Source organism: Streptomyces katrae (assembly GCF_000966975.1).
In the GTDB taxonomy this organism is placed as follows: Bacteria; Actinomycetota; Actinomycetes; order Streptomycetales; family Streptomycetaceae; genus Streptomyces; species Streptomyces katrae.
On sequence record NZ_JZWV01000387.1, the window covers coordinates 1 to 10,208 of the forward strand.

The 10,208-nt window shown below is 71.4% G+C and carries 9 protein-coding genes and 1 pseudogene; 5 read left to right on the top strand and 5 right to left on the bottom strand.

Translation table 11 applies throughout. The annotated features are described in order from the left end of the window. The first annotated feature begins 252 nt into the window (after nucleotides 1-252). Nucleotides 253-723: a hypothetical protein gene (locus tag VR44_RS15090; protein WP_157880306.1), complete on the top strand. Its 471-nt coding sequence runs from the start codon at nucleotides 253-255 to the stop codon at nucleotides 721-723. Between the two features lie 55 nt (nucleotides 724-778). Here the strand turns inward: VR44_RS15090 and VR44_RS15095 are convergent, their stop codons facing one another. Beyond that, the gene (locus VR44_RS15095) at nucleotides 779-1,870 is read right to left on the bottom strand and encodes a MerR family transcriptional regulator (RefSeq protein ID WP_045948007.1); all 1,092 of its coding nucleotides are present in this window, start codon (nucleotides 1,868-1,870) and stop codon (nucleotides 779-781) included. Nucleotides 1,871-2,197: 327 nt separating this feature from the next. Here VR44_RS15095 and thrS point away from each other — a divergent pair. After that, nucleotides 2,198-3,402: pseudogene (thrS, locus tag VR44_RS42595) on the top strand (threonine--tRNA ligase); the annotation flags it as partial. On the opposite strand, the gene VR44_RS48840 reads toward thrS, so the two are convergent. Both VR44_RS48840 and VR44_RS15115 read right to left on the bottom strand, forming a co-directional pair. After that, nucleotides 3,288-5,504 (bottom strand): S41 family peptidase, encoded by a 2,217-nt coding sequence (locus VR44_RS48840; RefSeq protein WP_107072517.1) that lies wholly within the window; start codon nucleotides 5,502-5,504, stop codon nucleotides 3,288-3,290. The pseudogene thrS and the gene VR44_RS48840 sit on opposite strands and share 115 nt — an antisense overlap. A 167-nt stretch (nucleotides 5,505-5,671) precedes the next feature. Next, on the bottom strand, nucleotides 5,672-6,001 hold the full coding sequence (locus tag VR44_RS15115; RefSeq protein ID WP_245691824.1) for an ArsR/SmtB family transcription factor: 330 nt from the start codon (nucleotides 5,999-6,001) through the stop codon (nucleotides 5,672-5,674). Between the two features lie 127 nt (nucleotides 6,002-6,128). Between VR44_RS15115 and VR44_RS15120 the strand changes: the two genes are divergently transcribed. After that, a complete protein-coding gene (locus VR44_RS15120; RefSeq protein WP_094191665.1) occupies nucleotides 6,129-6,500 on the top strand; it encodes a VOC family protein in 372 nt (123 codons plus the stop codon). 29 nt (nucleotides 6,501-6,529) lie between these two features. On the opposite strand, the gene VR44_RS15125 is transcribed toward VR44_RS15120, so the two are convergent. Then, a complete protein-coding gene (locus VR44_RS15125; RefSeq protein ID WP_045948003.1) occupies nucleotides 6,530-7,636 on the bottom strand; it encodes a hypothetical protein in 1,107 nt (368 codons plus the stop codon). 126 nt (nucleotides 7,637-7,762) lie between these two features. Further along, complete coding sequence (locus tag VR44_RS15130) at nucleotides 7,763-8,473, bottom strand: HD domain-containing protein (RefSeq protein ID WP_045948004.1); 711 nt, start codon at nucleotides 8,471-8,473, stop codon at nucleotides 7,763-7,765. A gap of 103 nt (nucleotides 8,474-8,576) precedes the next feature. Between VR44_RS15130 and VR44_RS15135 the strand changes: the two genes are divergently transcribed. Both VR44_RS15135 and VR44_RS15140 read left to right on the top strand, forming a co-directional pair. Next, on the top strand, nucleotides 8,577-9,554 hold the full coding sequence (locus VR44_RS15135) for a GlxA family transcriptional regulator (protein ID WP_045948005.1): 978 nt from the start codon (nucleotides 8,577-8,579) through the stop codon (nucleotides 9,552-9,554). A gap of 204 nt (nucleotides 9,555-9,758) precedes the next feature. Continuing rightward, the gene (locus VR44_RS15140; RefSeq protein WP_045948006.1) at nucleotides 9,759-10,058 is read left to right on the top strand and encodes a DUF6479 family protein; all 300 of its coding nucleotides are present in this window, start codon (nucleotides 9,759-9,761) and stop codon (nucleotides 10,056-10,058) included. Nucleotides 10,059-10,208 lie beyond the last annotated feature (150 nt).

Sequence of the window (10,208 nt, forward strand, 5' to 3'; positions counted from 1 at the left end):
GACGAGAACTCCCGGGAACTGAACGGCATGCTCGTCGCGGGATTCAACTGTTCGGGCGCCGGAACCGACCAGGGCTGCCGGCAGATCGGCTGGATCGAAGTGGGCGACATCTTCTACAGGTTCAGCCTTCGGCTCGCGGACTGACACCGACAAGGCCCAGTGCTCTTTGCCGGGCGCGGGGGGGGCCGGGCCGTGTGCGGACCACCGCCCGGCATACTGGGCGCCGTCCAGGACACGGCGGGGAGAGACAGCGTGAAATTCGGCATGCTTCGGATGACTGCCGGCTTGGCGACTGCCGCCGTGACGGCGCTCGTCCCGTCCTCTTGCGGGGCGGGCAAACCCGTCATCACTCCGAAGGCCGTGACCCATTCCGAATTGGTCGGCCGCTGGGACGGGGAGCCCAGGTGCGGATCGCCGATATTTCGGCTACGCGACGATTACACCTTTTCCAGCAAGGATTTCCCGGTCCAGTGGGACGGCCCCGAGCCGGATTCGCAGGTGACGCGCCGTTCGTCCGCGGGGGAATGGCACGGGGTCAACAAGGATCCCGGCCTGCCGCCTTATCTGGTGCTCAGCTTCAGTGGTCACGCCGACATCCAGATCCTGCACTTCTTCCTGGAACACGGGGAACTGCGGATAGACGGGACGGTCTACGCGGACGGGGGTGACCCCTACGCCTACCGGTGCCACTACAAACGCGGCTCTGCCGACCCTGAGGCCTAGGGGGTCCCCCGCCCGTTCACCGGGCCGGCCGGGGGGCTTCTCGCGGACGTGGAGCTCAGGCGACGAGCAGGCGCAGGCCGAGTTCGGCCGCGTCGAGCGCGACCAGGTCGCGGTTGCGCTCGGTCCAGCGGCCCGAGGCGAGGTCGGCACGGAGCATGTTCACCGCCCGCTGCTCGGCCCGGGGGCCGACCCTGGTCCACACCGACACCGCTCGGCGCACCCGTTCGTCCAGGTACGCCTCCGGGCGGCGCCAGTGGGCCTCGAAGAAGCCGTCAGCGCAGTCCCACGGTACGAGGACCGGCTCCGCGCTGCCCCCGATCGCGCGGGTCATGTCGGCCAGCGACGGCCAGTCGGCGAGAAGGCCGGCGAATTCGGGCAGGTAGTCGCGGGTGAGCCAGAACCGCTGAAGCCAGCCGGTCGTACTGGCGTCGTACGTGAACACCACCACGCGCCGGGCCACCCGCCGCATCTCCCGCAACCCCGCGACCGGGTCCGGCCAGTGGTGCACGGTGCTGACCGCCATCGCGGCGTCGAAGGACTGGTCGGCGAACGGCAGGCGCTCCGCACTGGCTGCCACGCACGGCGCCGCGCCCACCGGGCGCTGCGCCCGCATCACCGCCGACGGTTCCACCGCCGTGACCTCACGGTCCGGCGGCTCGTAGGAGCCGGTGCCGGCCCCGACGTTCAGCACCGTCCGCGCGTCCCCGAGCGCATCCCAGATCCGCTCCGCGATCCGCGGCTCGGTGCGCCGGGTCGCCGGGTACGCGGACCCGATCGCTTCGTACAACTGCGCGCCGAACACCTTCAACTGGTCCTCCGGCGTCGTCGTCCTGACTCCCATGGCCCGTTCCTCCAGTTCCTTGTCGATGGCCGTCACCATGACGGCGGTGCGGTCCCGCTGCTCCACCAGCAGTCCGCGCAGCCGGTGCAGGCGCGCGATCGGGTCGGTGGCCGGGTCGTCCACCAGATCGGCGATCTCGCGCAGCCCGAAACCCAGCCGCCGGAAGGCGAGTACCTCCCGCAGGCGCTCCACGTCAGCCGCCGAGTAGGCCCGGTACCCCCCGCTCGTCCGCGCGGACGGCCGGACGAGGCCGATCTCGTCATAGTGGTGCAGGGTACGGACGCTCACCGCAGCCAATTCGGCCACACGTCCCACGGTCAGGTGCTCGCGCTCTTCCACAGCGGCGACTATGCGGCATCACGTCACGTGAGGGTCAATCGGCGACCCCTCGAAGAGCCGCCCGCCGGCGGTGCTCACCGGCCGGAGACCGGCCGAGGAAATGATCGTGTGGAGCGGGGTACTCCTGCTAGCCTCTGCGCCATGAAGCGCGCTGCCATGGTGACGACGACGCCGGAGAGTGTCCCGGCGCGCTGACAGATGATCTGATGCGAAGCCCCGGGGCAAGTGCCCCGGGGCTTCGTCGTAGGCCCGGTCGCTCGCCCCGCAACCAGCGAGGAGACCGCGATGACCACCGTGCACGACCACCGCAAGCTCGGCCGCGAACTGGGCCTGTTCGGCACCGATCCGCTGCTCGGCGCCGGCCTGCCGTACTGGCTGCCCGACGGCGCGGCCGTGCGGCACACCCTGGAGGAGTACATCCGTGGGGCCGAACGGCGGGCGGGCTACCAGCACGTGTACTCGCCGGTACTCGGCAAGCGGGAGCTGTACGAGATCTCGGGGCACTGGGCGCACTACGGCGACGACATGTTCCCCCCGATGGACCTCGGCGGAGAGCAGGTCGTCCTGCGGCCGAGCCTGTGCCCTCATCATGCCGTGATCTACCGCTCCCGCTCCCACAGCTACCGCGAACTGCCCCTGCGGATGGCCGAACTGGGCGGCATGTACCGCTCCGAACCCTCAGGAGTGCTGGGCGGACTGACCCGGGTGCGGGCGATCCAGCTCAATGACGCACACATCTTCTGCACTCTGGACCAGGTCGCCGAGGAGGCGCGGGCGGCGCTGGAGATGATCCGCCGGGCGTACGAGGCACTCGGCATCACCCCGACCCGTTACCGGCTCTCCCTCCCCGGGCCCGGCGGCAAGTACGTCGCGGCGCCGGAGAAGTGGCAGCGGTCCACCGCCCTGCTGACCGACGTCCTCGACCGCTCCGGGAGGCGGCCGAGGGAGAGGCCGCGTTCTACGGCCCCAAGATCGACGTCCAGGTCACCGACGACGCCGGCCGGGAGTCCACCCTGTCCACCGTCCAGGTCGACTTCCACCAGCCCGAGCAGTTCGACCTGCACTACATCGGCGCGGACGGTGCCAAACACCGGCCGGTCATGGTCCACCGCAGCATCATCGGCAGTGTGGAGCGGGCCGTCGCTCATCTCATCGAACAGCACGGCGGTGCCTTCCCCGCCTGGCTCGCCCCCACTCAGCTGGTGGTTCTCCCCATCTCCGACAGCGAACTGCCGGACGCCGCGGCCCTCGCCCGCCACTGCACCGGTCTGGGACTGCGTGTCCGGATCGCGGGACCGGAGCGCGGCAGCCTGGGCGCCCGGATCCGAGAGGCCCGCCTGGTCCCCTACCAGGCCGTCATCGGCGCCAGGGAGGCCGCCGACGGTCACGTGGCCCTGCGCTTGCGCGACGGACGCCGGCTCGGCCCGCAGCCGGTCGGTGAGGCGCTCGCCCGTATCAGCGCTCTCATCGGAGCCCACAGCACCGATCTGTGGGCGGACCCGGCCTCGTAGCGGGCGCCGCGATCAGCGCCTGACGTGCCCGCACGGCCTGCCCGGCTCGACGGGACGGCGCGGCGGAGACCTCCCGCCGCCTGCGTCGAGGTGGGGCCCGGCGGCTGCGCCGGGCCCCACCTGGCTAGTTGAGCTGGGTGCTCTGGCTGGCGACGAGCTCCCCGCCGGCGAAGCCCTCCACGCGGGCCGAGCGGGCGGTGGCCACGCCGGGGACGGTCACATCGGCCTGGCCGTCGGAGAGGTCGACGGAGGCGCGCGGGCGCTGGTCGACGTAGACGTCCAGCCGGTCGACGTTGACGGCCTTGACCGTGAGACGCAGGGCCCCGCTGTAGGAGACGCAGGGCCCCGCTGTCGGCGGCGGTCGCGTCCGTGATGCTCAGGACGTGCGGCGTGAGGCCCTTGAGGACCTCCCCGGCGCGCTCGAACAGGTCGGCGTTGCCCTCCAGCAGGTCCCGGCGGGTCATCCGGTAGGGGATGTCCGGGGTGATGCCGAGGTCCTCCACCGGCGTGCCGGAGTTGGCAGCCACCCGCAGGCTGCGCCGGATCGCCACCCGCATGCCGGCTCCCTTCGGCAGCGGCCGGTACGGCGTCTCGGGGTCGGCCGTGAGGAGGTCGACGAGGTGCCGGTGCTCCCAGACGTTGGCGCCTCCGGCCCCGGTGTTCTCGTCGGTGCCGAGGACGGGGCCGATGCGATGGTCCTGGAAGCCGGCGGCGAAGATGTCGGTGGCCGAGTAGCAGCGGGCGCTGGTGAGGAGGACGACCGGCCCGAAGTACTGCTGGCCGATCGCGTTGGCGGTGTCCTCGCGCGTGAGGGGCACCGCGCTCGAGTAGGTGGCGCCGATCTCGACGGCCTGCTCCATGGAGGGCAGCCAGTCGCCCAGTTCCTCCTGGTTCCTGCGGCAGATCCGGAGGTTGAGCGGGGTGTTGATGAACTGGGTCGGCTCCGGGGTGATGCGGCGGGGGGTGAGGGTCTGCAGGGCGAGTTCGGAGTTCCAGATGACGCCGCCGCCGTTGTCCCGGACGTCCAGGATCAGTCCGCGGTCCGGCATCTGGCGGAGCAGACCGATGAACTCGTTGACGAACCCCTCCACATCGGGCTCGTTGAAGGTGAAGATCCGGATGTAGCCGAAGGTTCCGGAGGCCGTCTGCACCTCCTGGGCCCGGAACACCTTGGGCATCGAGGAGGAGATCTCACCGGCCCTCACTTCCGGGGCGGCGGCCAGGCCGGCTTCGAGGGCTCTCTGCCGCGCGACGACCCTCGGTGCGAACAGCATCACCTTGGCACGGTTCGCCTCGTCCATGTCGAGGTCCAGGCCCATGGCCCGCTCGGCGCCGGTCGGTGCCGCCGCGCCCACGAACGGCGGGAGGAGGACGTTGTCCACGATCCGCCAGCTCTCGCGCAGTTCGCGGGGAGTCGCACCGGAGTCCAGGTAGCTGACGGTCACCCACTCCTCGAACGGGGGAAGGTGCATGGCCAGCGGCCTCAGGGTCAGCGACTGGATCCCGCGGCTGCGGCGGGCGGCCGCGTTGCTGCCGGCAAAGCGGGCGGCGTTGAGGTCGACGGCCTTGGCGATGGGGATTCCACTCCAGTGGGTGATCTCGACGCCGGGCTCGAAGCCCGGGGCGGAGAAGCCCTGGGCCACGTGGGTGACCATGAAGTGCTCGCCCTGGGCGTCCTCGTACCGCTCCACGAGGAAGGGCAGGAAGGCGATCTTGCCCCGGTAGGGGTCGGGGAGGAGGTAGTTGGTATGGAGGTCCCGCACCGAGTGGAAGATCTCCGACATCTCGGCGTGGAACAGCCATTCGACGGGCTTCGTCTCCTCGGTCTGCTGCTCCAGCCGACGGCGCAGCACCCGTAGGCGCTGCACCGGGTTGACGGCGTACATGGCGGACTTGAGCGGCAGGTGGACGTAGTTCTGGTCCAGCATGAGCAGCGCCTGGTCGACGATGAGCCGGCGCTCGGCCAGCGTCAGGGTGCCGGCGCCCTCGAGGAAGGCGGGCAGCCCGGTGGCCGCCGCCAGGTGCTCCCGTACGGCTTCGGCGGCCCGGGGAACGAAATCCGGGGTGGAGGTGTCGGCGTGGTGGGCCATGGCTGCTCCCGAGGTGGGGCGGGTTCCGGGGGTTCCGGAACTGTCGCCTCAGGTATTGCCCGACGTCCTCGGGCGGGTGGGCCGTCGACCTCTCTTTCGCCTGAAAGGACCCAACCGCGCCCCACCTCCCCCGGCTGCTCTGCTCGCCGGCGGGGCCGGGCTCTGCTTCAGGGAGGCGGAGGGGCCTGTTCGCAACTGCCGGCCCCGTCGGCCCCGTCCAACTCACCTGCGCGCCTTCCCTCTTCGGCCAGCACGGCGTCGAGGAGCCCCGGGAAGCGGGTGTCGAGATCGGCGCGACGCAGCGTCATCAGGCGGGCCTTTCCGACGTGCCGTGTCCGCGTGACGCCGGCTTCACGCAGGATCCGCCAGTGGTTGGACAGTGTCGACCGGGGCACGTCCAGGCCGTCGGGGCTGCACGCGCATTCACCGTGCTCCGCCATCCGGCGCAGCAGCGCCAGCCGGACCGGATCACCCAGGGCATGGAGGACCGTGGCCAAGTCCCGCTCCCTGTCGTGGGGTTGTCCCATCGATTCTCCTCGTCTTCCCTCCATGTGACATCGCGGACCTCTGTAGTATGCGGTCACTTCGATGTTTCGGGAATGTCGAAATGATCTAGGAGAAGCCGTGCCCGCACTCACCACCCTTGCCCGCGTCTACGTCGACGACCTGGACGTGGCACTGCCGACCTTCGTGGAACTCACCGGAGAGCAGCCGCGGCTCCGGTTCGCCTATCGCGACCTGACCCTCGCGAGCATCGGCGGCTTCCTGCTGCTGGCAGGTACAAAGGAAGCCCTCGCCCCCTATCGCGGTACGCACGCCACCGCGCTCGTCGAGTCGATCGACCAGGTCGTACGCCTCACCGAGCGCGACGGCGGGGAGATACTCGACGGCCCCAACGAGGTGCCGACCGGCCGCAACCTGACCGTGCGGCACCCCGGCGGCGCCACCATCGAGTACGTGGAGTTCGACGCGGCCGCGCTGTCGTCCCTCGCATAGCCGGGCCCGTCTGTTCGATTGCCGGACGGCTAGAAGAGGCCGGCCGAGGTGCTCTGCGTGAGGTTCTCGAGGATCGTGCGCAGCCACGGGCTGCGCACGGCTGGTAGCCGGACCAAGGTGTGGTGGAACGTTCCGCGGTCGGCCCGGAACGGGTGGTGGGGGAGCAGCGGAAGCGGGTCGTCACGGAGGACGTCGTGGGCTATGCGGCCCGACGCGGGAACCGGCAAGTCCGGTTCGGGAGAGGCCAGCCACAGCCACACCCCCAGCGGCAGGGGCACCAGACATGCCGGTGTGGTCGGGTCGGCAGGAGTCCAGGTCCGGCCCGTCCGGGGATGGACGGGGACGAGGAGGATGTCGACGCCCGCGTCCGGGGAGGACCGTCCCGGTCCGGCCAGGACGGCGCGCCGCTTCAGGGTGCCTGTCGGCAGCAGGGTGTCGAGCGCGCGTTGAAACACGTCCGCGGTCAGGCCGTCCGGGACCTCCACCGGCTGCCCCTCGGAGGCGATCAGCAGGTGGGCGAGCGCGTGGCCGGCTGCCGCCTCCCACCGCGGACTCCAGGACCAGTAGTGGTTCGGCCCCAGCCGTCCTCCCCACGTGGCGATCGGCTCGAACGGGGGCGTTTTCTCCCCTTTCTCTGCCAGCTCCGCCCAGGAGAGGGGGGCGGCGTGGACACCGTCGACGGGGACGCGGTGCACGACGTCCGGCCCGAGTCGCACCATCTGCCAGAGCGAGCAGTCGTCGACCCTGGTCGCCACGGGGAGACCGCATGCCTGGCAGGCCATGTTGGGCCCGTCGGCCCCGTCGAGGCCACAGCAGGCACCACCACGCTTCTCGGGAAGAAGCCGGGTTCCACGGATGTCACCGGGCGCGATGACACTCGCCCCGGGCGTGCCGTCGGACAAGGCACGGACCGGCGCGTGGATGCCGCGTGCCTCGGCCTCGCCCGGACCGATCTCGTCCCACAGCCGCCACGGCCCTCCCCAGGGATCCGGGTCCACGGCAAACGTCCCTGACTCCATGAGCACCGGAAGCTGGGCTCCGTTCCCGTACTGCTGACGGGCGTGCACCGGCAGTGAGACCTGGGACAGCGGGACGGTCAGCTCGGCGCCGCACCCCGCACACACGAAAACGAACAAACTTCCTCCGGCTGGGAAACAACCGCATCCTCGCAGCTCACCGGCGGGCGGCCAACATGTTTTCCCCTCTGCTGCGGGGACGGCACCTGCCACCGTCGCGGAGTACCAGCGCAGCGCGAGCAGATGTCAGCCGGCGTCTCGAACCACGGCGAGCCCCGGCAGGCCGGTGGTGGGGCGGTCGCCCCAGCCGGCCCCTTCGATCAGGTCGTACCAGTCGGGCAGCGTGCCGGCCGGCAGGTGGCGGCGCAGGAGCTGGCCGGGGAAGCTGAGCGGTCCGGCCTTGGCGGGATTGTCCAGCATCTGCTGGACGATCACGTCCGTGATGGCGTAGGCGAGGTCGGCGCGCGGGAACGCGGTGTGCACGCGGTCGGCGAACCCCTCGGGAAGTCGCTCCCTGCCCCGTCCGAGGACGTCCACCGAGATGCCGGCATGGGCGAGCGCGATCTCCGGCCCCTTGCGGGAGGCTATGCCCTCCGACGTGTGCAGGGCGATGGCGTCCCACACCACCGTCACGGAGTGCTCGTCAGTGCCCTGTTCGCGGAGGAAGCGGGCTGCCAGGTCCGCGCCGTCCACCTCGAACCGCTGGTCTCCGTTGCCCGGTTGCGACAGTCCCAGGTCGTGGAGGACACAGCCCAGGAACACCAGCTCGTCGTCGAAGTCCGCTCCGGGCTTCATCCCGTCGTGGTCCGCGAGCGCCCGGGCGAAGAGGTAACTGCGCACGCTGTGGCGGAAGATGACTGCCGGCTCCGCTTCCTCGGCGTAGCGCAGGGCGCGGGCGGCCAGCTCCGTCCGGGGCAGGTCGAACGCGTCGTAGACGGCGGGCAGGGCGACGGCCATCGCGGCAACTCCTCATGGGTGCGGTAGGGGAACCCGTCGATCGTGCGGCCCCGCGCGCCGCCCGGCCAGTGGCCACAATGCCGTCATGCGCTAAGTTCTGGCCATGACTGTTGAAGTGGTGGCCGTTCTCGCGCTCGACGGTGTCGCCCCCTTCGAACTGGCCACGCCCGGCCAGGTCTTCGGCACGGCCAACGAGGCCGCCGGCACCGTGCACTACGAGATCCGCGTCTGCGCTCCCGGCCGCAGCGCGACGACCGCCGCCCAGCACGGTGCCTTCCGGATCGACACCCCGTACGGTCTGGAGGGCCTCGTGGGCGCCCACACCGTCGTCATCCCGGCCCACGCCGGATTCCTGACCCCGCCGCCCTCGGACGTCACCGACGCGCTGGCACGGGCGGCGGCGCAGGGGGCCCGGCTGGCCTCGGTCTGCGTGGGCGCCTTCACGCTGGCCGCCACCGGTCTGCTGGACGGGTACCGCGCCACCACCCACTGGCAGTACGCCGAGGAGTTCGCCCGCCGCCATCCCCGCGTCGAGGTCGATCCCGCCGTCCTGTTCGTCGACCACGGCCGCCTGATCACTTCGGCCGGGGTGGCCGCGGGCCTCGACCTCTGCCTCCACCTGGTGCGCCGTGACCTCGGCGCGGCGCTCGCCGCCGCCACCGCCCGCCGCATCGTCATGCCCCTCCAGCGCGACGGCGGCCAGGCCCAGTACATCGAACGGCCCGCGGCCCCGGCCGATCCCAGTGCCCTGCAGCCCGTCATGCAGTGGATGGAAAGCCGCCTCGACCGGCCCCTCACCCTCGCCGACATCGCCGGCCACGCCAGGATCAGCGTCCGCACGCTGAACCGCTGGTTCCGTGAGCAGACCGGAACCACTCCGCTGCAGTGGCTCCTGCACGCGCGCATCCACCGGGCCCGGCAACTGCTGGAGACCACCGACCTGCCCATCACGCTCCTCGCCGACCGGACGGGATTCGGCTCCCCGACGACCCTGCGCCACCACTTCACCCGCCACACCGGCACCTCTCCTTACGCCTACCGCGCCGCCTTCCGGCAGCGGGAGCCACTCGGCGACCGCTGAAGAGCCCGGGCCGGCAGGCGCGGCTGACCGAGGTGCCGGAGGTCGCCCGGACCGTTGCGCCCCGGTGACCGGGGCGCGTGCTCAACGGCCGGGCCGGCCGTGCCGTTTCGTCTCTCTTCCGGCGGGCAGCCGCGGCCTGGAGAAGAGAACGTCCGACGGGGCCGACGGCTCCCTGGGGCGCTGCCCGTCGAAAGGAGCAGCAGCATGATGAACCTTGCCGCCGCGCTCGCGATGAGCGCCACGGGAACCGCGTTCGCCTCGGCGCTCGGCGTGGTCGTCGCCGTCCTGCTCGTCGGTGCGGTGTGGTGGGGCGTGAAGCGGCGCGCCGCCGAGCCGAAGCCGCCCACCGCCGGCCAGCAGCCCCGACGGCCGGCTGCCGCCCGGCGTCCCGAGGAGCGCCGCGAGGCCGAGGGGCAGCCGTTCCCCTCTGACGGCAGCCGGCGTACGGCGCACGAGCTGAAGGGCTACGGCAACTTCGGCTCCCCCGAGGACGAGCGGTCCTGACCTGGGCGCGAGGCCGGGCGCTTCGGGGGCAGGAGTCCGTCGTGGCCGGCGAGGAGGTCCGTGGTGCGACGTGTCGAGCCGCTCCGGACGTGACACACCGGACGGCGGCCCGACGTCGCCCCGGCCGTCGGATCCGGCACCACCCGTGTG

What these genes read in the sequence shown, in the direction of transcription:
- VR44_RS48840 (WP_107072517.1), bottom strand. Translation starts at nt 5,504, where the DNA reads ATGGCCCACCACGCCGACACCTCCACCCCGGATTTCGTTCCCCGGGCC.
- VR44_RS15130 (WP_045948004.1), bottom strand. Translation starts at nt 8,473, where the DNA reads ATGGCCGTCGCCCTGCCCGCCGTCTACGACGCGTTCGACCTGCCCCGG.
- VR44_RS15135 (WP_045948005.1), top strand. Translation starts at nt 8,577, where the DNA reads ATGACTGTTGAAGTGGTGGCCGTTCTCGCGCTCGACGGTGTCGCCCCC.
- VR44_RS15140 (WP_045948006.1), top strand. Translation starts at nt 9,759, where the DNA reads ATGATGAACCTTGCCGCCGCGCTCGCGATGAGCGCCACGGGAACCGCG.